We start from the raw sequence: 23,518 nt of genomic DNA on the forward strand, positions 1-23,518 counted from the left end.
CGACTTGATGTTGCACTATTGCTGCGACCGCAGACAGAGTGCAACACTTGCGGCATGGTCTCGACACCGGACGAACAACAGGGGTACCGCGGATCCGCCACGCACGAGGTCACCAACCAGGCCCCGCCCCTCGCCCCGTACGACGCCTCCGACGACACGGCCCTGCTGGAGGGCCTGCGGCGGGAGGGCGCCGGATGGGCCGAGGAGGACCTGCGGCGCCTCGGCCGGCAGGCCGGAAGTGCCCAGGTGCGGGAGTGGGCCGACCTGGCCAACCGGCACGAGCCGGAGCTGCGCACCCACGACCGGTACGGCAACCGCGTCGACGAGGTCGACTTCCACCCCAGCTGGCACCACCTGATGCGCACGGCGATCGCGGAGGGACTGGCCGCCTCGCCCTGGGCGGACGGCCGGCCCGGCGCCCACGTCGCGAGGACCGCGGGCGGACTGGTCTGGGGGCACACCGAGGCGGGGCACGGCTGCCCCACGTCGATGACCTACGCCGCCGTCCCCGCGCTGCGCACCCAGCCGGAGCTGGCGAAGCTCTACGAGCCGCTGCTGACGAGCCGGGAGTACGACCCCGTCCTGAGGGAGCCCACGGAGAAGCGGGGGCTGCTGGCGGGCATGGGGATGACGGAGAAGCAGGGCGGCTCCGACGTCCGGACGAACACCACGACGGCCACGCCCACGGCCGAGCCCGGGGTGTACACCCTGCGCGGGCACAAGTGGTTCACCTCGGCGCCGATGTGCGACGTGTTCCTGGTCCTGGCGCAGGCTCCGGGTGGGCTGTCGTGCTTCCTGGTGCCGCGCGTACTGCCCGACGGCACGCGCAACACCTTCCGCATCCAGCGGCTGAAGGACAAGCTGGGCAACCGGTCCAACGCCTCCTCCGAGCCCGAGTTCGACGGGACCGTGGCCTGGCTGGTCGGCCCCGAGGGGCAGGGCGTGAAGACCATCATCGAGATGGTCAACTGCACACGGCTGGACTGCGTGATGATGTCGGCCGCGCTGATGCGCACGTCCCTCGTCGAGGCGGGGCACCACGCGCGCCACCGCAGCGCCTTCGGCGCACGGCTCGTGGACCAGCCGCTGATGCGCAACGTCCTCGCCGATCTGGCGCTGGAGTCCGAGGCCGCCACGACGCTCACCCTGCGGCTGGCCGGAGCGGCCGACCGGGCGATCCGCGGGGACGAGGGTGAGGCCGCGTTCCGCCGGATCGCCACCGCCGTCGGCAAGTACTGGGTGACCAAGCGGGGCCCGGCCTTCACCGCGGAGGCCCTCGAATGCCTCGGCGGCAACGGCTACGTGGAGGACTCGGGCATGCCCCGGCACTACCGCGAGGCTCCCCTGCTGTCGATCTGGGAGGGCTCGGGGAACGTCAACGCCCTCGACGTGCTGCGGGCGCTGAGCCGCGAACCGGGCACCGCCGAGGCCCTGTTCGGCGAGCTCGCCCTCGCCCGGGGGGCGGACGCCCGGCTGGACGGGGCCGTGACACGGCTCAAGACGGGGCTGTCCGAGGCGTCGCAGACGACGGCCCGCCGCCTCGTGGAGCAGATGGCGCTGACGCTCCAGGCCTCCCTCCTCGTCCGGCACGCCCCGGCGCCGGTGGCCGACGCGTTCTGCGCGACGCGGCTCGGGGGCGACTGGGGGCACGCGTTCGGGACGCTGCCCCGTACGGCGGGCCTGGACACCATCGTGGAGCGGGCACTGCCCGGCGAAGGCCCGGGCGCCGGGGCAGGCTGAACGGGGCGAGGCGGGCGGGCCGACTCGAACTCAAGCCATCGAGCGCACAGTTCGCGCACAGTCACCTCCCGGTTCCGCTTCGTTGTCGGTGCCGTGGTGCAGACTCCCCGTCAGATGGCACATCGTCTGGGGGAGGACAACGTGTTCAGGGGGATCGACGAGGTCGACTGGACCTCGCTGCGCCATGCGTACGGCAGTGCGGAGGACGTTCCCGGATTACTGCGGGGACTGGCCTCCGCCGACCCGGCCGCGCGGCAGACCGCGCTCGACGCGATGTACGGCGCCGTGCACCACCAGGGCGAGGTGTACGACTCGACGCTCGCCTGTGTTCCGTTTCTCCTCGACCTCGCCGTCCGCGAGGAGGTGCGGGACCGGGCGGGCGTCGTGGAGCTCCTCGTCAGCATCGGTGACGAGGGCGGTGCCCGCGGTGATCTCGCCGCGCGGGCCCGCGCGGCGCTGCGCGCGCGGGCCGGTGTCTTCGTCCGGCTCGTGGGGGACGCGGACGCCGGGGTCCGCCGGGTGGTTCCCGGGGCGCTGGTGCGGTTCCTCGACCCGCCGGCACGGGTGCTCACCCTGGTGCGGGAGCGGATCACGGTGGAACGGGACGACCGGGTCCTGCTCGCTCTGACGGAGTGCCTCGGCCTGTTCGCGCGGCGGTACCGCCTGACCAGCGATGCCCATGCCGCCGAGGCGGTGCGCCTGCTGACCGGGCTGAGCGAGCCCCCGTACGGCCCCGGGCTCCGGCTCGCGGCACTGGGCCAGCTCGCGGGCTGTGCCCCGGAACTGCTCCCCGCCGATCTCGTCCCGGCCGTCGTCCGGCTGCTCAGGGACAGATCCGCACAGCGGCTCTCTGCTGCGGCAGACGCGTACGACGGTCCCGGTCCGGACACGCTGGCCGGCCGGCTGCTGCGACTGCGCCCCTCGGACGAGGAGGGCTCCCGGCTGCTGCGGACCCTGCACTCCGCGCTCGGCGGCCGGGTGGCCGACCGGGCCGCCCTGCTGTGCGGGCAGTTGACCAGCCCGGATCCCCTCGACCGGTGCAACGGCGTGTGGCTGTCGGCCGGGCTGTTCCGCGCATGGCGCACCGCCCCCACGGAGCCGGTCACCCTCATCGGCGGTCAGCTGGGCGCGGAGGAAGGCCGGTTGCACGACGCGGCGGTCGCGGTCCTGGTGGAGCTCTCCGAGCTGGCCGCGCCCGCCGCGGACCACCTGCACGCACTGGTGACGTACCGTCCCGGGCTGCGCATACGGCACCGGGAGCGGGGTGCTCCGGCCCTGGGCGGTCCGCTCAAGGCACTGGCCGGGGCCGGGGACGCGCGGGCCACACCGGTGCTGGCCGAGGTGCTGGCGGGCCCGGTCGTACCGGACGACCTGGGTCTGGTAGTACCCCACCTGGGCCGCGCGGCCCTGCCGCTCGCCCCGGCGTTGCGGCGACGGCTCTCCCGCGTGCCGCTCGACGCACCCGACCTCCACCGGCGGGCCGTTCCCCTGCTGTCGGCCCTCGCCGCACTGGGCGACGCCGAGTCCCTGCCCGCGGTCCTGCGTCTGCTGCGCGGCCTGCCGGACGGGCTGCGGCGGCGCGACGCCGTCACGGAAGCAGCGGCCCGCGCGCTCGGCGTGTTCGGGGGCGGCGCGCGTGAGGCGATACCGGAACTGCGCGGGCTGCTGGAGACCGACTGCGCCGTCGCGGCGGCCGACGCGCTCTGGTCGGCCACGGGCGACGCGGATGCCGTGCTGCCCGTGCTGCTGCGGGAGCTGATGGGCCCGACGAGCGGCCGGCGGCGCCGTGCGGCGGCCGTCCTGGGGCGGCTGGGCCCGGCGGCCCGGCCGGCCCTGCCCGGGCTGCGCAGGATGGCCGGCTGCGAGGACGCGTGGGCGCGCGCCACGGCCGCGTGCGCGGTGTGGCGCATCACCGGGGGACCGGAGGGGTTCCTCCCCGTCCTCCGCTCCACGTGGGCGGAGCACCCGCGCACACGCAGGACGATCGCCGAGGGCGTCGCGGCCCTGGGACCGGCGGGAACACCCCTGCACGACGTGCTCCGGGCGGAGCTCGCCTCCCCCCGACGGCATCGCCCCGACTCCGGGGGTCAGGGCATACGCGAGGACCTGGGGTTGCTCCGGATGTGCCGGGAGGCGCTGGCCGGGCAGGCGCACCGGTAGGGCCTCACCCCGTCGTACGCCCCCACATCGGGCCGAAGCGGGACCACTCCGCGTCCCACTGATCGATGCGTCGGCATTCCAGGCGGCTGCGCAGAGCACGGCCGGCGATCAGGGGTACGGCCGCGCCGCACAGGCCTGCCACGCCGCCGATCAGCAGAGCTCGTACGCGGGCCTGGGACCCGGTGACGGGCCGGGTGACCTGACGGCCCTCGGGATCCGTCCACACGGTGACCGGGGCCCCGGCCGCGCTGCCCGCCGGGACCCGCAGCTGGCCGGAGTGCCGGGAGCCGTCCGCGGCGGTCCACCGTGCCGTCGCCCACACCTGCTCCGCGCGGGACACATGGGCGTTCTCCGAGGCCGTCCCCGGAGCGCGCTCGGCGAGCCGTGCCACGAGGGGGCGCCACTCGACGCGTTCCCGGGCCAGTCCGTCCTCCACGGAACGGCTCACCGCCGTCCAGACCAGGAGCCCGGCGAGCACGGTGAGCGTCCACACCCCCAGGACGACCCAGGCCTCCACCCTGTCTGCGCGGCGCTTGAGCGGATTGCGCCGCCAGCGCCACAGCCACACCTTCGGACCACGTAACGCCATCGAAGGCCTCCTCCTCACGAGCCCACGACCATCTCGCCGCCCTCCCCATACGGACGGCGGCGCCTGGATGCTCACTGCACCTACCGGGCGTGACGGTCACCACGAACCCCGCCCCTGCGGGAGCGGACCGGGCCACCTCCGCCACCCTGCCGCCGACACCCCGCTGACCTGCGGCAGAGCACGGCCCGGAGGTGACTGTCAGTGGCCGGGTGCAGACTGGCCGGTGTCCGGGACGAAGGCGTCGACGGAGACGCCGCGGAGGTGATCGGCATGACCGAGGTACTGCTCGCCGTGGGCACGCGCAAAGGCCTGTTCATCGGGCGCCGGCGAGATGGCGGCGCCTGGGAGTTCGACGAGAGCCCCTACTTCAACGCGCAGGCCGTGTACTCGGTCGCCATCGACACCCGGGCCGGGGCTCCGCGGCTGCTGGCCGGCGGTGACAGCTCGCACTGGGGTCCGTCGGTGTTCCACTCCGACGATCTGGGCCGCACCTGGACCGAACCGGCCCGCCCGGCGGTCAAGTTCCCCCAGGACACCGGGGCGTCCCTGGAGCGGGTGTGGCAGCTGCACCCGGCCGCCGCCGAGCCGGACGTGGTGTACGCGGGGACGGAACCGGCCGCGCTGTACCGCTCGGAGGACCGCGGGGAGACGTTCGAGCTGGTCCGGCCCCTGTGGGAGCACCCCACGCGGTCGAAGTGGGTGCCGGGCGGCGGTGGTGAGGGCCTGCACACCGTGCTCACCGACGCGCGCGACCCGCGGGCCGTGACGGTCGCCGTCTCGACCGCCGGCGTGTTCCGCACGCTGGACGGCGGCGCGAGCTGGACACCCTCGAACTCGGGTGTCTCCGCGGTGTTCCTGCCCGACCCGAACCCGGAGTTCGGCCAGTGCGTGCACAAGGTCACGCGGGACGCCGCCAGCCCGGACCGGCTGTACCTGCAGAATCACTGGGGGGTGTACCGCAGCGACGACGCGGGCGCGCACTGGACGGACATCGGCGAGGGCCTCCCGTCCACCTTCGGTTTCGCGGCGGTGGCGCATCCGCACCGGGGCGACACGGCGTACGTGTTCCCGATCAACGCCGACGCCGACCGGGTCCCGGCCGACCACCGGTGCCGGGTCTACCGGACGGCGGACGCGGGCAAGAGCTGGGAGCCGCTCTCGGCGGGCCTGCCCCAGGAGGACCACTACGGCACGGTGCTGCGCGACGCGATGTGCACGGACGACGCCGACCCGGCGGGCGTCTACTTCGGCAACCGCAACGGCGAGGTGTTCGCGTCCGCGGACGACGGCGACAGCTGGCGGCAACTGGCCCAGCACCTGCCGGACGTGCTGTGCGTGCGGGCCGCGGTGGTCGGCTGAGGCGCGGACGGGGCCGGGGAGGGCACGAGGGTGCGCACAGGCGTTGGCCACCGGTTGATCGCCGCTGCCCGTACGGCAGTAGGGTGACGCCCGTGGCACCACGACCCTTGCATGAAATCGTCGAAGCGGGCTGGGCTGAGGCCCTGGAACCGGTGGCCGAACGCGTCGCCGCGATGGGGGACTTCCTCCGCGCGGAGATCGCCGCGGGACGCACCTACCTCCCGGCCGGGCCGAACGTCCTGCGGGCCTTCCAGCAGCCCTTCGACGACGTACGGGTCCTGATCGTCGGTCAGGACCCGTACCCCACTCCGGGGCACGCCGTGGGGCTGTCGTTCTCGGTCGCGCCCGAGGTGCGGCCGCTGCCGGGCAGCCTCATCAACATCTACCGCGAGCTGAACGCCGACCTGGGACTCCCCCAGCCGTCCAGCGGAGACCTCACGCCGTGGACGCGGCAGGGCGTGCTGCTGCTCAACAGGGCCCTGACCACCGCCCCGCGCAAGCCCGCCGCCCACCGCGGCAAGGGCTGGGAGGAAGTCACGGAACAGGCCATCCGCGCCCTCGCGGGGCGCGGCAAGCCGCTGGTGTCCATCCTGTGGGGCCGTGACGCCCGCAATCTGCGTCCGCTCCTCGGCGACCTGCCCTCCGTCGAGTCCGCCCACCCCTCCCCCATGTCGGCCGACCGGGGCTTCTTCGGCTCGCGTCCGTTCAGCCGGGCCAACGACCTGCTGATCCGCCAGGGCGGCCAACCGGTGGACTGGCGCCTGCCGTGACCGGGGCGTCGGAGGACCCCGGGTTCCTCGCCGTGGACTCCGGCGGCTCCGGACTCCGGGCCGTGATGGGGACCGCCGAGCGCGGACCGCTGGCCCGGCGGGCGTCCGCCGAGCCGGTCCGCACCGGCGACCGGGGCATCGACCCCGGGCACTTCATGACGCAACTCGTGCCGTTGGTGCGCGCGTTGTTCGCCGAGGCGGGAGCGGTGCGGTTGACCGCCGTCGCCGTCGGCGCGGCCGGGCTGGCCTCCCTGGGCGACGGGCTGCGCGCCGAACTGCCGGGCGCCCTGGCCCGGGAGTGGGGCGTGCGCAGGGTCGCACTGGCCGCCGACGCCGTGACCGCCTACGTGGGCGCGCTCGGGCCGCGGCCCGGCGCCGTGATCGCCGGCGGTACGGGACTGATCGCGGTGGGTACCGACCTGACCGGCTGGCGGCGGGCGGACGGCTGGGGGCATCTGCTCGGCGACTGCGGGAGCGGTGCCTGGATCGGGCGGGCCGGCCTCGAGGCCGCGCTGCGCGCCCACGACGGGCGCGAGGGTGGCTCGGCCCCGCTGCTGGCCTGCGCCGAGGAGGTGTTCGGGCCCGTCGCCGGGCTGCCCGGCGCGCTGTATCCCCGTCCCGACCGGCCCGCCGTACTCGCCTCCTTCGCGCCCTCCGTGGCCGCCTGCGCCGACGAGGACCCCGTCGCCGCGGGCATCCTGCGGGAAGCCGCCCGGCACATGGCCGGCTCCGCGGCAGCGGTGTGCCCATCCGGCGGTGAGCCCCGTGTCGCGGTCACCGGCGGCCTGTTCAAGCTGGGCGACCCGCTACTGGGGCCCCTGGACGAGGAACTGACGCGGCTGCTCCCCCGGGCCCGGCGGGTGCCGGCCGAGGGCGATCCGCTGCACGGCTCGGTGCGCATCGCGACGGAACTGAGCACCGGTTCGCTCACGCTGCCGGGTGACGAGACGATGCTGGCCGTGACCACCCGGTCGGGTGATTGATCCGAACACATCCCATCCGTACGTAACACATCAGACAAAACAGGACGGATACCGCTCACCTGCACCCTCCCCGAACAGGGGAACCCAAGAAGCCAGTAACATGCGGCGCCATGAGTTCCCCCACTGGGCCCGCGGATGGCCTGCCCGTACGAATGCCGCGCCCCCGCCAGCCCGGACGGCACCGCCGTCCCGAGCCGCTGGTTGCTCCCGAGGGCGCGCCCGCGCTCGTCCTCGCCGTGCCGGGGACGCCCAGTAGCGCCACGCGCAGCCTCGCCGAGGAGGTCGTGAGCATCGCCCGCTCCGAGCTGCCCGGCCTCGACGCCCGCATCGGCTACCTCGACGGGGACAACGCGGAGTTCCCGACCCTGCAGGCCGTGCTCGTGCACGCCGCCGAGGAGCGCACGGCCCGTTTCGAGCAGGCCCGCGCCGCCGGCATGGACGTCAAGATGCCCGACGGCCCCGTCGCCGTCGTCGTGCCGCTGCTCGCCGGTCCGGACAGCGCGCTGCTGCGCCAGGTCCGCCAGGCCCTCATGGAGAGCCGGGTCGCGGCCGAGCTGACCGACGTCCTTGGCCCGCACCCGCTGCTCGCCGAGGCGCTGCACGTGCGGCTGTCCGAGGCCGGTCTGGCCCGTGCGGACCGTGCCCGGCTGTTCACCGTGGCGACCGCCGCGGACGGCATCGTGCTGGCGTCGGTGGGCGGTGACGAGGCCGTGCAGGCGGCCGGGATCACCGGCATGCTGCTCGCCGCGCGCCTCGCCGTGCCGGTGATGGCCGCGGCCCTGGACCAGGAGGGCTCCATCGCGTCCGTCGCCGAGCAGCTGCGCTCCTCCGGCTCGCAGCAGCTGGCCCTCGCCCCGTACCTGATCGGCCCGGAGATCGAGCCGGGCCTGGTCGAGGAGGCCGCGAAGGAGGCGGGCTGCTCCGCCGCCGAGTCGCTCGGCCCGTACCCGGCGATCGGCAAGCTCGCCCTGGCCAAGTACACGACGGCGCTGGGCATCGCTCCGCAGCAGGCGCAGAGCACGCCGGCGCGCTGACGCGAGGCGCCGCGCGCGACGCCGAGAAGGCCCGCTCCGGATTGGAGCGGGCCTTCGCCGTCGGGAGCGAGTCTCCGGCGGGGTGTGTTGCCTCTCCCGCTCAGGCGAGGGCCACGCACGAGGCCGCCGTCACCCGGATCGAGCCGCCTCGTCGCGGGACACCCGTGAGCGGGTCGGCCGCGAACCACGTCACGTCGCCGGAGCGCTCGTTGGCGACGTACAGGAAGCCGTCGGAGGCGGCAAGGGCACGCGGCCAGTGGCCGCCGCAGGGCACCGTGGTGACGAGCCGCAGCTCTTCGCCCCGCACGGCGAGCACGGACAGGACGTCCTCGCCGCGGATGGCGGTCCACACGAAACGGCCGTCGGACGAGGTGACGATGCCCGACGGGTAGGCGTCGCCCGCCGGTGCGCCGGGCAGGACCGGGATCTCGGACAGCGGCGTCAGGACGCCCTCCGCCGCGTCCCAGCGGCACACGGTGACGGACGGGCTCAGTTCGTTGACGACGTAGGCGTACGAGCCGTCGGGGTGGAAGGCCAGGTGGCGCGGCCCCGAGCCGGGGCGCAGGGCGGTCTCCCGGTACAGGGTGAGGGTGCCGTCCACCAGCGTGCACACCCGCACCGAGTCCGTGCCGAGGTCCACGCTGACGGCCCAGCGGCCGCTCGGGTCGGGCAGCACCTGGTGGGCGTGCGGGCCCTGCTGGCGAGGCGTGTGCGGCCCGGCGCCGGTGTGCCGGAGCACGCCGGAAGCGGACCGTGCGAGGCTGCCGTCGGGGCGGACGGGGACCGCGGTGACGCTGCCGGAGCCGTAGTTGGCGGTCAGGACGTGGCCCGCGAACAGGCTGAGGTGGGTCGGTCCGCTGCCGCCGACCGGCACGGGCCGCCCGGCCGGCTCGGGCTTGTCCCCGGCCACCCGGTACGCGGCCACCGTGCCCTCGGCCGTCTCACTGACCGCGTACAGCGTCTCCCCGTCCGGGGCGAGGGTCAGGCAGGAGGGGTCCGGGACGGCTTGCACGCTGCTCAGCACGGTCAGTGCGCCGCTGCCGGCGTCGACCTCCGCCGTCACGATCCCGGGGCCGCCGGCCGCCGTGAACGACCCGATGAACGCCCGTCGCCTGCCGTCCGCCACCGCTGTCCCCTCTCGCCGCGCCGCCCGGAAGGACCGCGCAGCCGATCATGCAAGGTCTAGACCAGGCGGTCAAGGGGTCGTTCGTCCGGTCGGACGTGGGTCGGCGGGGGTACGCCGGGCCGGGCAACCGCCACCAGGGCCTGCCCGGCCGTCGCAGAAGCACCCACCCTGTCAACGCCGACCCGGCCCCCGGTCACCCCAGGGCACCTAGGCCCTTACCAGGGGGGAGCCCGACGGCGTGCGCAGGGGCCGGGCCAGTTCGGTCAGGGCCCGCTCCAGGCCGTGCAGATGGGCCAGGGCGGGTTCCGCGTGGGGCAGTCCGTCCGCGTGGATCGCGATGTCCCTGCCCTCGGTGAGGGCCTCCACGGCGGCCTCCACCCGGCGGCAGGCCGTGGCGAGGCGGGTGTCGTGGGAGGCCTCCGGGTCGGCCGCGACGGCGACCAGGCCGCGGATCTCCCGGGCGCAGTCGTCGAGGAGGGCGAGCACGTGCCGGGCCCGGCGCTTGCGGCCGAGCATCGGGTTCAGCGGGTGCACGAGCGGGGCGACCGAGAGCCGTACCCGGGCGAGGAGCTGCTCCAGCTCCGCCACCCGCGGGGCGGGGTCGGCGTCGGCCGCACCCGCCAGCCGCCGGGCGGTCTCGACGGCGCAGGCGTGCACACAGCGCAGGGCCCGCCGGATCCAGGCGTCGGTGACGCTGTGGGTGGTGACGGGCAGGACGAGGATCACGGCGAGTGCGGCGCCGAGCGCCCCGACGCCGGTCTCGGCGAGCCGCAGGGCGAGCAGGTCCGGGCCGAGCACGCCGAGAAGGCCGTAGAGCAGTCCGGCGAGGAGGGTGACCCAGAGCATCATCCACGTGTAGGACACGGCGGCCGTGTAGAAGATGCCGAAGATGCAGACGGCGGTGAGGGCGGCCGTGACGGCGGGGTCGCCGTGCACGGGCACGGCCACGAGCAGGCCGAGGCCGATGCCGATGACCGTGCCGAGCAGCCGCCGGAAGCCGCGGACCAGGGTCTCGCCGCGCGAGGTGGTGTTGACGAAGATCCACCAGGTCGCGCCGACGGCCCAGTACCAGCGCTGCCCGGAGACCAGCTGTCCCACGACGAGGGCGAAGCCGGCTCCGGCGGTCGCCTGGATCGCCTGGCGGGTGGTGACCCGGGCCAGACCGGTGCCGCCCGGCGGGGCGGGCACGGCGGGCGCAGGGAGGCGGCGCTCGTAGCACCACAGGCCGAAGCGCACCGCGGCGGCGGCGAGGACGGACAGCAGGACCGCGGCGTACAGCTGGGGCAGCTGGCTGGTGGTGGCCTGCAGGAACTGCGCCACGAAGAAGGTCATGAACGCGAACACGCCGAGGCTGTGCCCGCGCGGCCCCCAGCGCCGCGCGTACACGCCCGCGCCGACCACGGCGAGGAAGGTGAGGTCGCGGGCCACCGGGTGGTCGTGCAGCTCGGCCGCGGCGGTGAGGACGGGCAGCCCGACGACGGGCAGCAGCGCGGTCGTGACGGCCTGGCCGCGGACCGTCGCGTCGGTGACGGTGAACAGGGCGAGCAGGGCGGCGAGACCGCCGGTGACGGCACCCGCGAGGGAGTACCCGGAGAGGCCGCACACGGTGACCGCGAGCGCGATGCCGAGCACGGCCCGCGCGGCGAACCGCAGTCGCGTCCGCCCCGGATCCGGAGCCATGAACACCCTCTTCAGCACCGCTTACCGCCCCTTTCGAAACACCGCCATGAGCACACATGAAAAAGGCGCCGCGGAGGTCCGCAGCGCCATCGACGCATCCATATCAGCATCCCGGGGGCCACTGGCTCAACCGGCCACTTCTAGACTGGTCCATTGGTACAGCCGGAGCGGCCGGGAGACGGCCGCGGCAGAGCCAACGGACGAGGAGGAGGCGCCATGCCCGTGGACGAGCTCGACACCCGCATCCTGCGGCTGCTGCTGGAGCAGCCGCGCACGAGCGTGCGCGAGTACGCCCGGATCCTCGGCGTCGCCCGGGGCACGCTGCAGGCCCGGCTGGACCGGCTGGAGCGCGACGGGGTGATCACCGGCACGGCACCGGCCCTCTCCCCCGCCGCGCTCGGGCATCCGGTGCTGGCGTTCGTGCACATCGAGGTCACCCAGGGCCATCTCGACGAGGTGGGCGACGCGCTGGCGGCCGTGCCGGAGATCGTCGAAGCGTTCTCGATCACGGGCGGCGGGGACCTGCTGGCCCGGGTGGTGGCGCGGGACAACGCGCACCTGGAGGACGTCGTGCAGAAGCTGATCAGCATGCCCGGGGTGGTGCGCACCCGTACCGAGGTCGCCCTGCGTGAGCGTGTGTCCCACCGGATGCTGCCGCTGGTGGAGTCGATCGGGCGGTCGACTCGCGGATGATCTTTGAGAGCATGACCCCATGAGCAAGCTCCGCGGAATATCGGTCATCTTCGATCTCGACGGAACCCTCGTGGACAGCGAGCCGAACTACTACGAGGCAGGCCGCCAGACGCTCGCCGCGTACGGCGTCACGGACTTCACCTGGGCGGACCACGAGCGGTACGTCGGCATCAGCACACAGGAGACGGTCGCGGACTGGAAGGACCGCTATGGACTGCCCGTCTCGGTGGACGAGCTGCTCACGGTCAAGAACCGCCACTATCTGGAGCTGGCCGGCAGCGCGACACGCGCCTACCCCGAGATGCGCACGTTCGTCGGGCTGCTGGCGGCCGAGGGCGTGCCCATGGCCGTGGCGTCGGGCTCGTCCCCGGAGGCCATCGCCGCGGTGCTGACCGGAACCGGACTGGACGCACACCTGCACACCGTGGTCTCCGCCGACGAGGTCGCGCACGGAAAGCCCGCTCCGGACGTCTTCCTGGAGGCCGCCCGCAGGCTCGGCGCGGCACCCTCCGACTGTGTCGTGCTGGAGGACGCCGCTCCGGGTGCCGCCGCCGCGCACGCGGCCGGCATGCGGTGCATCGCGATCCCGTACGTCCCGGCCCAGGTGGACGCACCGGAGTTCGCGACCGCCGGCCTGCTTCTGCGGGGCGGCCAAGGGGAGTTCACGGGGCGGGCGGCGTTCGACTGGCTGTGCCGGACGGCGTGACTCTGCGGGCGGCCGTACGGCGCTTTCACGACAGCCCCGGCGACACCGTCCCATCAGCCCCGAACACCAATCGTGCCCGCGCCGTTGACGCCCCCTCACCCCACGCATAGCGTCTGGCCGACCCCCCGCACACCGTTCGTGATACCGAACGAAGTCTTCCCGTGGAGGAGCCCATGGCCCCGCCCCTCTCCAGACGATCCCTTCTCCAGGCCGCGAGCACCGCCGCCGCCGTACCCGCGCTCTCCCGTACGACGTCGGGGCGGGCCGAGGCTGCCGCCGCCGTCACCGCGGCCGCCGTCGGCGCCCCGCCGGCCTGGACCGTCCGGCCCTTCGGGCTGGAGGACGTGAGCCTCGGTCAGGGTGTCTTCGCCGCCAAGCGGAAGCTGATGCTGGACCACGCCCGCGGCTACGACGTGAACCGGCTGCTCCAGGTGTTCCGCGCCAACGCCGGTCTCTCCACCGGTGGCGCGGTCGCGCCCGGCGGCTGGGAGGGTCTGGACGGCGAGGCCAACGGCAACCTGCGGGGCCACTACACCGGTCACTTCCTGACCATGCTGGCGCAGGCGTACCGCGGGACGAAGGAGCAGGTGTTCGCCGACCGGATCAACTCCATGGTCGGGGCGCTGACCGAGGTGCGCGCGGCGCTGCGGCGGGAACCGGCGGTGCTGAGCGTCACCGGGAGGTTCGGGGCCGCCGCCGATCAGGTCCGGGGTTCCCACCAGTACGTGGACCTGCCGGCCGCCGTGCTCGGCGGGGCCTCGGCGATCACCCTGTCCATCTGGGTCCGGCCCACCCATGACGCCGGCTGGAGCCGGATCTTCGACTTCGGCGACGGCACCAGCCGTTACCTGTACCTGGCCGCCCGCAACCAGGCCGGCGTGCCGCGCTTCGCCATCACGACCTCCGGCGCCGGCGGCGAGCAGGGCCTGAACGGCACGGCCGCGCTGCCGCTGAACCAGTGGAGCCACCTGGCGGTCACGATCGCGGACGGCACCGGCTCCCTGTACGTCAACGGCACCGCCGTGGCGCGCAACACCGCGATGAGCCTCACCCCTTCGGCTCTGGGCACCCTGAAGAACAACTGGCTCGGCCGCTCGAACTACCCCGCCGACCCGGTCTTCGCGGGTGCCTTCGAGGAGTTCAACGTCTTCTCGCGGGCGCTGACCGCCGCCGAGATCACGGAGTTGCAGAGCCACCGGGCCGCAGACGCCTCCACGGGCCGCGGCGACCTGGCGTCGTACGCCTTCGACGAGACGGCCGGCGGGACCTTCGCGGACGCCTCCGGCCGGGGCCTGACCGCCGTCCTGCGCCGCACCTGGGGCGGCCCCAGCCACCCCGGTTTCCTCGCGGCGTACCCCGAGACGCAGTTCATCGACCTGGAGTCGAGGACCAGCTCCGACTACACCAAGGTGTGGGCGCCGTACTACACCGCGCACAAGATCCTCAAGGGGCTGCTCGACGCGTACACCGCCACGGACGACGACCGGGCGCTCGACCTCGCGTCCGGCATGTGCGACTGGATGTACTCCCGGCTGTCGAAGCTGCCCGAGGCCACGCTCCAGCGCATGTGGGGGATCTTCTCCAGTGGCGAGTTCGGCGGCATCGTAGAGGCGATCTGTGATCTGCACACGGTCACCGGCAAGGCCGAACACCTCGCGCTGGCCCGGCTGTTCGACCTGGACCGGCTGATCGACGCGTGCGCCGCGGACACCGACATCCTCGACGGGCTGCACGCCAACCAGCACATCCCGATCTTCACCGGGTACGTGCGGCTGTACGACGAGACGGGCGAGGAGCGCTACCTCACCTCGGCGAAGAACTTCTGGGACATGGTCGTCCCGCACCGGATGTACGGCATCGGCGGCACCAGTACCGCGGAGTTCTGGAAGGCCCGGGACGTGATCGCGGGCACCTTGAGCGCGACCACCGCCGAGACCTGCTGCGCGTACAACATGCTCAAGCTGAGCCGGACGCTGTTCTTCCACGAGCAGGACCCTAAGTACATGGACTACTACGAGCGGGCCCTGTACAACCAGGTGCTCGGCTCCAAGCAGGACAAGCCGGACGCCGAGAAGCCGCTCGTCACGTACTTCATCGGGCTGACACCCGGTCACGTCCGGGACTACACGCCCAAGCAGGGCACGACCTGCTGTGAGGGCACCGGCATGGAGAGCGCCACGAAGTACCAGGACTCGGTGTACTTCGCGAAGTCCGACGGCAGCGCCCTGTACGTCAATCTGTACAGCCCGTCCACGCTGACCTGGGCGGAGAAGGGCGTGACGGTCACCCAGACCACCCGCTTCCCGCAGGAGCAGGGCAGCACGCTGTCCTTCGGGGGCGGCCGCGCCTCCTTCACGCTGCGGCTGCGGGTGCCGTCCTGGGCGACCGCCGGGTTCCGGGTGACCGTCAACGGGCGTGCGGTGTCCGGGACTCCCGAGCCGGGCCGCTACTTCGACGTGTCCCGGAGCTGGCGGGCCGGTGACACCGTCCGTATCGCCATGCCGTTCCGGACGCGGGTGGAGAAGGCGCTGGACGACGCGTCCCTGCAGACCCTGTTCCACGGGCCGGTCAACCTCGTCGCCCGGGACGCGGCCACGGAGTACCTGAAGGTCGGGCTGTACCGCGGCGCCGGTCTGTCGGGCGATCTCACGTCCGCGCTCACCCCGGTGCCGGGCAGGCCGCTGCACTTCACGCTGGACGGGACCGAGTGGGCGCCGTTCGCCGAGGGGACGGAGGATCCGACCCACGCCTACTTCCGGCGTACGGAACCAAGGGTCGTGTTCGGCGGCCGGGACGCGGGCGTCGCCAACCCGGCTAAGTCCGGCGGCACCACGCTGCTGGACGAGATCTGGGCCGGGGCGCCCTTCCGGAACAAGGGGGCGCTGGTGGCGCGGGTGCGGACCACGGTGGACGCGTGGGTGTCGGCCGGACTGCTGGCCAGAGGGGACGCGGACAAGGTGGTGGCGACGGCGGAAGCGGCTTCGTACCGGCCCTGAGCGCCTGCCCGGCGGGGGCATGTGCGGCGTCCTGGCGGGGCGCCGCACACGGCCGAATTTTTTTGCGGCAGGGATGATTGTTTCGCCTCCGCCATCCGTACCTCTTGGTGTTGGGCCGTTCATATCCCAGGAGGCACGATGCGCATCTCGCGCAGCACGGCAGGAACCGCGTTCGTGGGCGGCGCGTTGGTCCTTACGCTGACCGCGCTCGCTTATCCCAGCATGCTGGGCGTGGAGAACGCGGCTTCCGGCCAGGACCGCATCATCGCCAACACCCAGTGGGGTCCGCTGACCGAGGCGGACCGCGACTTCGTGGTGCGCGTACGCGCGGCCGGACTGTGGGAGTACCCGCTCGGGCAGCTGATCAAGGAGCGGAGCACGTCGCCGGAGATGCAGGAGGTCTCCAAGCATCTGCTCGTGGGCCACGGACGGCTCGACGCGGGCTGCCGCAAGATCTCCGCTGACCTGGGCATCACCCTGCCGAACGAGGCGTCGCCGCAGCAGCAGCAGTTCGTGGCGACGGCCGAGGGCAGCACCGGCAAGGAGTTCGAGTCTACGGCCGTGACCATCATGCGCGTCGCGCACGGGGGCATCTTCCCGACGATCGCCAAGATCCGGGCGACCACCCGGAACAGCCTCGTGCGGGAGCTCGCCGACACGACCAACGACACCGTTCTCGACCACATCACGGTCCTGGAGAAGACCGGCCTGATCAACCAGGAGCAGGTCAGCTTCCAGATCACCGCCCCGCCCAAGCTGCCCCAGGAGCAGACGACACCGCCGCCTCCACAGCAGGGTGCGCCGGTCCGCGTGCTGCCCATCCCCGAAGAGCTGAAGGATTTCCAGACGGTCGCCCCCAATCCGTCCTACGGGGCGCCGGCGCCGTCTCCGTCGGCCGGCTGAGCCGGGTACGGGGTTTCGGGGGCCTCGGTTCGGGCGTGGCCCCCGGTCCTACGAACGGCGGCGGGGCTTGCCGCGCCGGTCGTTCTTCGGGGCGCCGCGCCCGCTCTTCCCGGCCCGCTTCGCCCCGCCGGACCTTCCCGCCGCCGACTTACCGGGCGCCGGCTTCCGCCGGGCGCCGCCCCGGTCCGCGTCCGCGGACTCGCCCCGCGCCGGGGGCTGCTGACGGCCCCGGGTGCTGTTGACCGTACGGCCGCGGACGATGCCGATGAAGTCCTCGACCTGGTCCGTCTTCGCGTCCTCGGGCCAGGCCAGGGCCACGCTCGACTCGGGGGCGTCCTTGAGGGGCCGGTGGGTGAGGTCCTTGCGGTGGTGCAGGCGGGCGAGCGACAGCGGGACGACGAGGACGCCGATGCCCGCCGCGACCAGTTCGACGGCGTCGGCCGTGGTCGCGGGCCGCTCCAGAGCGGGCCTGCCGGGCAGGCTCTCCCAGTCGAGGACGTCGTCGAGGGGGTGCAGGACGATGTCGTCGGCCAGGTCCTCCGCAGCCACTTCGTCGACGGCGGTGACCAGGTGGCCCTTGGGCACCACGACGACGGTCTGCTCGGTGTAGAGGGGGATCGCGCTGAAGACCGAGCGGTCCACGGGTGTGCGGACGAGGCCCGCGTCGGCCTCCCCGCCCAGCAGCCGCTCGGCCGCCGCTTCGGCGGGCACCTGCGTGAGGGTCAGCGGGACACCGGGCTGCCGCTCGTTCCAGATGCGCACCCACTTGTCGGGCATCACCCCGGGGACGTAGGCGAGCCGGAACGAGGAGGTTGCATCCGAGCCTGTCACCTCGCCAGGTTACCGGCCGTGGTCAGGGGTCGTGCACATGCTCGTTACCCTGGGATCCATGACGTCGCACCAGAGCACCCAGACGATGAAGCCCGCGACCGCGGCGAAGAAGCTGGGTGTGTACCTCGAGGCCACCCCCGCCGACTTCCAGGAGGGTGTCGTCTCGCGCGCCGAGCTGAACGAGCTCCAGGCGAACCCGCCGCAGTGGCTGCAGGACCTGCGGCGCAACGGCCCGCACCCACGGCCGGTGGTCGCCGCCAAGCTCGGCGTCTCCATCGCCGGTCTCGCCCGCGCGGGCGTCACCGAGCCCCTCACCACCGAGCAGATCGAGGCGCTGAAGCAGGAAGCGCCCGAGTGGCTGGAGCGGGAGCGCACGACCCAGGCGGAGGTCCGCAAGGAAGCGGCCCGGATCAAGAAGAAGAACGCCGAACGTCAGGCCTGACCTCCGCCCTCTCGTTTTCGGACGGCCCCCAACCGGATGATCCGGTGGGGGCCGTCGCTGTTTCCTCGGTGTTCCCGGGCGTCGTGTGGTCTCGGTGAAATCCTTCGGCCATGTCTTGACATGGCGCTGAAGCGATCCGTAGCTTGGCCGATCATTTAGATTCGTGAAGCGGATTCACGAATATGAACGGACCACCTATGCGGGATCGCCGACGAAGTCTCCGCCTGGCTGCCACGCTCGCCGTCTCGGGGCTCCTGTTCGGAACGGCCGCCTGCGGCTCCGGTTCCGGCAGCGCCCGGGCCCGGCGATCCGAACACCCTGGAGGTGTGGACCCGGAGCGATCCGGAGTCAGGACACCCTCGCCCTCGCCAAGGCCTTCGCCACCCGGGACCCGGACGGGGACGGCAGGAAGGACACGTACGGCATGGTCGTGCCGGGCAGCGCCCAGAACGGCTACGTCGCCTGGTGGGGAGCCAGTTACCTGTGGCGAGCTGCGGATGCTGTGGCAGGTCTTCCTGCCGCTGTGCAAGCCCGCGCTCGGCGTGGCCGGGGTGCTCGGCTTCATCATGATCTGGGACCAGTACCTGCTGCCGCTGATCGCCGCGAAGGACCCCACCGACTACACGGTCACCGTCGCCCTGTCCATCCTGCGCACCGACCCCGAGGTCGGCTCCGGAGTGGTGCTGGCCGGTGCGGTCATCGCCCTCGTCCCCAGCCTGATCGTCTATCTGCTCCTCCAGCGCTCGCTGGTCACCGGCATCGCCGCCGGGGCCACCAAGGGCTGACAACCCCCCACGTTTGAGGGAGACATGAAGTTCCACGGAGTGCTGTTCTTCCCGGTCACGCCGTTCGCGGCGGACGGTTCACTGGACGAGGAACGGCTGGCCCAGCACATCGACTCGGGGGTCGCCGCGGGCGCCGGAGGTGTGTTCGTCGCCTGCGGCACCGGTGAGTTCCACGCGCTGTCGGCCGAGGAGATCGAGCGGGCCACCCGGGTCGCCGTCGAGACCACGACGGGACGGGGGCCGGTCCTGGCGGCGGCCGGCGGCCCCACGCCGGTCGCCCGGGACCAGGCCGCCCGCGTCGAACGCGCCGGTGCCGACGGCGTCCTGCTGCTGCCGCCCTACCTCGTCAGCGCCCCGCAGCAGGGCCTCGTGCGCTAGGTCGAGGAGGTCATCGCGGCCACGGACCTGCCCGTCGTCTTCTATCAGCGGGGCACCGCCCGGCTCACCGCGGAGACGGCCGCCGAGATCGCCGCCCTGCCCGGGGTCGTCGGCCTCAAGGACGGCATCGGGGACATCGAGCGGATGCACCGGATCGTGCGCGCGGTGCGAGCCGTTCCGGGCACGGAGGGCTTCCAGTTCTTCAACGGCCTGCCCACCGCCGAGATGACCGCGCCCGCCTACCGGGGCGTCGGTGTGGAGCTGTACTCCTCGGCGGTGTTCGCCTTCGCCCCGGAGATCGCCCTGGCCTTCCACCGGGCCCTCGCCGACGGCGACGACGCCCTGGTCTCCCGGCTCCTCGACGAGTTCTACGGCCCGCTGGTCGCCCTGCGCGACGAGGTCCCCGGGTACGCCGTGTCGCTCGTCAAGGCCGGGGTGACGCTGCGCGGCCTGGACGTCGGCGGTGTACGGGCGCCGCTGCTCGACCCGGCGCCGGAGCACATCGCCCGGCTCGCGAAACTCCTCGACCACGGCCTGGAGGTGGCCGCCGCATGAGCGCCACGCGCATCCGCGAACTGATCGTGACCCCGATCGCGTTCGGCGATCCGCCGCTGCTCAACTCCAACGGCGTGCACGAACCGCTCGCCCTGCGGATCGTCCTCCAACTGGTGCTGGAGGACGGCACGGTGGGGCTCGGGGAGTCGCCGGGCGGGACGGCCCGGCTGGAGCGGCTGCACGCCGCCGCGAAGGTCGTCGCCGGCATGGACGTCTTCGACACCACCGCCGTGTCCGCCGCGATCGACGCGGCGCTGCTGCCGGCCGTGCCGAGCTCCCACGAGCGCGGCTGGACCACGTCGGCGGTGGAGGTGGCCTGTCTGGACGCGCAGGGCAGGCTGCTCGGCCGTCCCGTCAGCGACCTGCTGGGCGGAAAGGTCCGGGACGCGGTGCCGTTCGCCGCGTACCTCTTCTACAAGTGGGCCGGGCACCCCGCCCTCGACGGCCGTGCGGCCATCCGCGACGACTGGGGCGAGGCCCTCGACCCGGCCGGCATCGTCGAGCAGGCCCGGCTGATGCAGGAGCGCCACGGCTTCCGGTCGTTCAAGCTCAAGGGCGGTGTCTTCCCGCCCGACGAGGAGATCGCCGCGATGCGGGCCCTGGCGGAGGCGTTCCCCGGGCAGCCGCTGCGGCTGGACCCGAATGCGGCGTGGACGGTCGAGACGTCGAAGTACGTCGCCCGTGAACTCGACGGCGTGCTGGAGTACTTGGAGGACCCGACCCAGGGCATCGGCGGGATGGCGGAGGTGGCGGAGGACTCCCCCATGCCGCTCGCGACCAACATGTGCGTGATCGCCTGGGAGCATCTGAAGCCGGCCGTCGAGCAGGACGCGATCCAGGTCCTGCTCACCGACCACCACTACTGGGGCGGGCTGCGCCGCACCCGTGAACTGGCCGCCGTGTGCAAGGCGTTCGGGCTCGCCCTGTCGATGCACTCCAACTCGCACCTGGGTATCAGCCTCGCCGCGATGACCCATGTCGCCGCGGCCATCCCCAACATCGGCCACTCCTGCGACACGCACTACCCGTGGAACTCGGCGGACGACGTGATCGTCCCCGGCGTGCTGGAGCTGCGCGACGGGGAGGTCAAGGTGCCGACCGGGCCCGGGCTGGGGGTCGAGCTCGACCACGACCGGCTGGAGCGGCTGCACCGTCGCTACGTCGACTCGGGGATGCGCAGCCGGGACGACACCGGCTACATGCGGCGGTTCCAGCCGGAGTACGAGCTGAGGCTGCCCCGCTGGTGACCTCCGTGCGCCCCTCACCGGGGAGGGGCGCACGCCCTCACTTCCCCGACTCCGGCACCTTCAGCCGGTCCCAGGTGAGCTTGCCGGGGATGCCGTCGGCGTCCTTGCCGGAGAAGCCCTGCTTCTGCTGCCACAGGGCGTAGGACCGGCGGTCGGCCTCGCTCCAGTCGGGGCCGGGCCCCTCCTCGTAGCGGCTGCAGCCCTCGGCGACCAGGCGGCGGCCCATCGCCGTGATGACCGGGGAGCGCTGCCCGACGTGGAAGAACGCGGCGCCCGGGAACGGCTCGTGGGACGGCCTGGGCGACGGCTTGGGGTCCGGCGCGGGCTTGGTGCCGCCCCCGGCGCCCTTGAGCCGGTCGCGTATGCGCCGCCGCATGGCGTCCATGGTGAAGCCGCGCGGGTCGACCTTGCCCGGCTGCCACTCCTTGTGGCCGATGACGGAACGCTCGGACCAGCCGTGGTGGCGGCAGATCGCCGCGGACACCCGTTCGATGGCCTCCTTCTGCGCCTCGGGCCACGGGTCCTTGCCGTTGCCGAGGTTGATGCACTCGAAGCCGTAGAAGTGCCGGTTGCCGTCGGTGTCGGCCTCGTTGTCGGCCGGCAGCTTCGACTCGTTGATCACAGCGCGCAGCACGTCGCTGTCGCCGAGACCGGCGTGGTTGGCGCGGCCGTTGCCGACCAGGTGGACGTGGCCCTTCTTGTCGATGACGCCGTGGCACAGCGGGCCGGGCAGGCTGGAGTAACCGTCGTAGCAGATGTCGACGGAGGAGGCCGTGCCGGAGGTGACGGTGTGGTGGATCATCACTCCGTTCACCGGGCCCCAGGGGCCCTTGCTGTTGCGGTTGTGGGTGCGCCAGCCGCGGACCTCGTGGACGGTCACGCCCTCGGCTCTGAGGATCTCCACCAGCTTGGACGCGCTCAGGGGCTTGGCCATCAGTTGTCTCCTTCCGCGGCGGCTTCCGCCTCGGCTGTGGTCTGCGACCGTCCCCGGGAGGGGTCGGCCTCGGCAGCCTGCTCCTCGCGGCGGGCCTGCTCCTCTGCGGCGAGGGCGGCCTCGTCGGCGGCCGGCACGCTGCTCGCCAGCGGGCCGAAGGCCAGGCGCAGGTCGACGGCGCTGCCCTCGCCCTTGATCAGGGCCAGCGGGGCGAAGTGCCGGGCGATTCCGGCCGGGCCCCGGAGCAGCGGCCGGCGGGCCTGGTCGACGGGCCACTCGACGCTGCCGGTGGCGGTGCGTGCCGGGACGGTCCAGTGGTCGCCGGTGCGGTAGGCGCCGCCCTTGGCGAAGTACACCTCGACGCCGTCCTCCAGGGGCAGCCACTCCCCCTCGGTGACGGGGATCGCGCCGCCGCGCAGGGCGGTGCTGCGGCCCTTGCGCCTCGGGCCGCCGCGGTGGTCCCAGCGACGGAGGTACGGGTTCAGGTGGGCGAGGCGGCCCACGCCCGGGCCGGGTTCGGCGGACAGGCGGACCCGGCGGCCGGGCAGGTCCAGTTCCTCGACGCGCAGCAGCGGCAGGGGTTCCAGGCGGGAGGCGTAGGCGGTGTCGGTGAACTCGACGTGGTCGCCGACGTCCAGGTCCAGCTTGCCGTCGTGGCCCAGGGACGCCAACTGCACCCAGGTGCCGTCGAGTTCGTCGACGGGGAAGACGACGGAGCCGTTCTCGCGGGACCACTTGAAGGTGGCGTCCTCCGCCTCGCCGCCCGCGTGGACCTCCACCCGGTACAGCTGGTTCTCCGGGCCCCGGTAGCGGGCGTCCGGCTTGACCAGGCACGGGTCCTCGTCCGCGTGGTCGGGCCGTTCGCTGCGGGCGGCGAGCCGGGCCGAGGGGGCCGACCGCCGCTGCGCCCAGCGGGTGAAGGCGGCCCGGACGACCTCCCTGGACGGGTCGGTCTCCTCGATCTCCAGCGCGGCGAGGGACAGCGGCAGCACCTGCCAGACGACCTTGACACGGGCGGCGGTGTCGGGCATCGCCGCGCCGAGGGCGACCTCGCGCAGCTCCGGGTCCTCCGCCGCGCTCACCGACCGCTCCCACACGTTCAGGTAGGCGACGAACGGTGCCTGGGCGGGTGAGGGCAGCCGGTCGCCGGGCTTCTCCGGGTCGCGGAAGCCGTCGGGCTGGTCCCAGTAGGTCCAGGTCGCGGGCGGCTCCGGCGCGGAGTCCTCGCTCTCCTCGCCGGTGACGGGCACCCCTGCCGCCGGGCGGCCCGCGTCGCACAGGATGCCGTCGACGTAGTACCGGCCGCCGTGGATGAGCAGGGTGTCGATCTCGTGCTTGCCGCCCACGTACTCGATGCGGAAGCCGGCGGCGTCGCGCGGTCCGCCGTGCGGTCCGATCAGGTCGGCGGCGAGGGTGCGGGCCTGGTGGAGCTGGATCGCGGTCTGCTCGTTGAGGTCGGCGTCGAGCTGGACGCGGCCCTGCTGGGCGACGACCGCGGAGTAGTGCCGCTCCGGGCGGAACGTGGAGCGGGAGAGATCTGCGTGCATGAAGGGTGTCCCCCCTGGTTCGGAAGTGCGGGTTCGCGAGGTCGGTGGCGGGTGCGCGCC

Annotated in this window: 19 protein-coding genes and 1 pseudogene; 14 read left to right on the forward strand and 6 right to left on the reverse strand. The window is 73.3% G+C overall.

What is annotated here, in order from left to right:
- Positions 1 to 54 precede the first annotated feature (54 nt).
- Both HNR57_RS23100 and HNR57_RS23105 read left to right on the forward strand, forming a co-directional pair.
- Positions 55 to 1,740, forward strand: a complete 1,686-nt coding sequence (locus HNR57_RS23100) for a DNA alkylation response protein (protein WP_184562392.1) — start codon at positions 55 to 57, stop codon at positions 1,738 to 1,740.
- Positions 1,741 to 1,881: 141 nt separating this feature from the next.
- Positions 1,882 to 3,900 carry a HEAT repeat domain-containing protein gene (locus HNR57_RS23105; RefSeq protein ID WP_184562988.1) on the forward strand — a complete coding sequence of 673 codons (2,019 nt, stop codon included), beginning with the start codon at positions 1,882 to 1,884 and terminating at the stop codon, positions 3,898 to 3,900.
- Positions 3,901 to 3,904: 4 nt separating this feature from the next.
- Here HNR57_RS23105 and HNR57_RS23110 read toward each other — a convergent pair whose 3' ends face one another.
- Positions 3,905 to 4,489, reverse strand: a complete 585-nt coding sequence (locus tag HNR57_RS23110) for an Rv1733c family protein (protein ID WP_184562394.1) — start codon at positions 4,487 to 4,489, stop codon at positions 3,905 to 3,907.
- A 201-nt stretch (positions 4,490 to 4,690) separates the two neighbouring features.
- Between HNR57_RS23110 and HNR57_RS23115 the strand changes: the two genes are divergently transcribed.
- The 4 genes from HNR57_RS23115 (at position 4,691) to HNR57_RS23130 (ending at position 8,635) form a co-directional block, all read left to right on the forward strand.
- A complete protein-coding gene (locus HNR57_RS23115; RefSeq protein WP_184562396.1) occupies positions 4,691 to 5,848 on the forward strand; it encodes a WD40/YVTN/BNR-like repeat-containing protein in 1,158 nt (385 codons plus the stop codon).
- Positions 5,849 to 5,940: 92 nt separating this feature from the next.
- On the forward strand, positions 5,941 to 6,618 hold the full coding sequence (locus HNR57_RS23120) for a uracil-DNA glycosylase (RefSeq protein ID WP_184562398.1): 678 nt from the start codon (positions 5,941 to 5,943) through the stop codon (positions 6,616 to 6,618).
- Positions 6,615 to 7,601, forward strand: coding sequence for an N-acetylglucosamine kinase (locus HNR57_RS23125; RefSeq protein WP_184562400.1), 987 nt, complete (start codon positions 6,615 to 6,617; stop codon positions 7,599 to 7,601). Before HNR57_RS23120 ends, HNR57_RS23125 begins: the two co-directional genes overlap by 4 nt.
- Before the next feature lie 110 nt (positions 7,602 to 7,711).
- Positions 7,712 to 8,635, forward strand: coding sequence for a sirohydrochlorin chelatase (locus HNR57_RS23130; protein ID WP_184562402.1), 924 nt, complete (start codon positions 7,712 to 7,714; stop codon positions 8,633 to 8,635).
- Positions 8,636 to 8,735: 100 nt separating this feature from the next.
- Here the strand turns inward: HNR57_RS23130 and HNR57_RS23135 are convergent, their stop codons facing one another.
- A complete protein-coding gene (locus HNR57_RS23135) occupies positions 8,736 to 9,761 on the reverse strand; it encodes a lactonase family protein (RefSeq protein ID WP_184562404.1) in 1,026 nt (341 codons plus the stop codon).
- A 207-nt stretch (positions 9,762 to 9,968) separates the two neighbouring features.
- Positions 9,969 to 11,459, reverse strand: a complete 1,491-nt coding sequence (locus tag HNR57_RS23140; protein ID WP_184562406.1) for an FUSC family protein — start codon at positions 11,457 to 11,459, stop codon at positions 9,969 to 9,971.
- A gap of 198 nt (positions 11,460 to 11,657) precedes the next feature.
- Between HNR57_RS23140 and HNR57_RS23145 the strand changes: the two genes are divergently transcribed.
- From HNR57_RS23145 to HNR57_RS23160, 4 genes are all read left to right on the forward strand, one after another.
- Complete coding sequence (locus HNR57_RS23145; protein ID WP_184562408.1) at positions 11,658 to 12,134, forward strand: Lrp/AsnC family transcriptional regulator; 477 nt, start codon at positions 11,658 to 11,660, stop codon at positions 12,132 to 12,134.
- A 19-nt stretch (positions 12,135 to 12,153) separates the two neighbouring features.
- Positions 12,154 to 12,840: an HAD family hydrolase gene (locus tag HNR57_RS23150; RefSeq protein ID WP_184562410.1), complete on the forward strand. Its 687-nt coding sequence runs from the start codon at positions 12,154 to 12,156 to the stop codon at positions 12,838 to 12,840.
- A gap of 173 nt (positions 12,841 to 13,013) precedes the next feature.
- Entirely contained in the window at positions 13,014 to 15,836 is a 2,823-nt protein-coding gene (locus tag HNR57_RS23155) for a beta-L-arabinofuranosidase domain-containing protein (RefSeq protein ID WP_184562412.1), read from the forward strand.
- A 138-nt stretch (positions 15,837 to 15,974) separates the two neighbouring features.
- The gene (locus tag HNR57_RS23160; protein WP_184562414.1) at positions 15,975 to 16,739 is read left to right on the forward strand and encodes a DUF4142 domain-containing protein; all 765 of its coding nucleotides are present in this window, start codon (positions 15,975 to 15,977) and stop codon (positions 16,737 to 16,739) included.
- 48 nt (positions 16,740 to 16,787) lie between these two features.
- Here HNR57_RS23160 and HNR57_RS23165 read toward each other — a convergent pair whose 3' ends face one another.
- Positions 16,788 to 17,570, reverse strand: coding sequence for a LysR family transcriptional regulator substrate-binding protein (locus HNR57_RS23165; RefSeq protein ID WP_184562416.1), 783 nt, complete (start codon positions 17,568 to 17,570; stop codon positions 16,788 to 16,790).
- Positions 17,571 to 17,628: 58 nt separating this feature from the next.
- Here HNR57_RS23165 and HNR57_RS23170 point away from each other — a divergent pair, with 58 nt between their 5' ends.
- The 4 genes and pseudogenes from HNR57_RS23170 to HNR57_RS23185 all read left to right on the forward strand — a co-directional run bounded on the left by HNR57_RS23170 (position 17,629) and on the right by HNR57_RS23185 (position 20,977).
- A complete protein-coding gene (locus HNR57_RS23170) occupies positions 17,629 to 18,012 on the forward strand; it encodes a DUF5997 family protein (protein ID WP_246554859.1) in 384 nt (127 codons plus the stop codon).
- A gap of 497 nt (positions 18,013 to 18,509) precedes the next feature.
- Positions 18,510 to 18,797 (forward strand): ABC transporter permease family protein, encoded by a 288-nt coding sequence (locus HNR57_RS23175; RefSeq protein WP_246554914.1) that lies wholly within the window; start codon positions 18,510 to 18,512, stop codon positions 18,795 to 18,797.
- 24 nt (positions 18,798 to 18,821) lie between these two features.
- Positions 18,822 to 19,730 (forward strand): annotated as a pseudogene (locus tag HNR57_RS23180) (5-dehydro-4-deoxyglucarate dehydratase).
- A complete protein-coding gene (locus tag HNR57_RS23185) occupies positions 19,727 to 20,977 on the forward strand; it encodes a glucarate dehydratase family protein (RefSeq protein ID WP_184562420.1) in 1,251 nt (416 codons plus the stop codon). The pseudogene HNR57_RS23180 and the gene HNR57_RS23185 overlap by 4 nt, the downstream one beginning before the upstream one ends.
- A 37-nt stretch (positions 20,978 to 21,014) precedes the next feature.
- Here the strand turns inward: HNR57_RS23185 and HNR57_RS23190 are convergent, their stop codons facing one another.
- Together HNR57_RS23190 and HNR57_RS23195 are read right to left on the reverse strand one after the other, a co-directional pair.
- Positions 21,015 to 21,911 carry a peptidoglycan-binding protein gene (locus HNR57_RS23190; protein ID WP_184562422.1) on the reverse strand — a complete coding sequence of 299 codons (897 nt, stop codon included), beginning with the start codon at positions 21,909 to 21,911 and terminating at the stop codon, positions 21,015 to 21,017.
- Positions 21,911 to 23,458, reverse strand: coding sequence for a DUF6519 domain-containing protein (locus HNR57_RS23195; protein WP_184562424.1), 1,548 nt, complete (start codon positions 23,456 to 23,458; stop codon positions 21,911 to 21,913). Before HNR57_RS23195 ends, HNR57_RS23190 begins: the two co-directional genes overlap by 1 nt.
- Positions 23,459 to 23,518: the final 60 nt, after the last annotated feature.

It is taken from the genome of Streptomyces paradoxus, from assembly GCF_014202475.1.
Taxonomy (GTDB): domain Bacteria; phylum Actinomycetota; class Actinomycetes; order Streptomycetales; family Streptomycetaceae; genus Streptomyces; species Streptomyces paradoxus.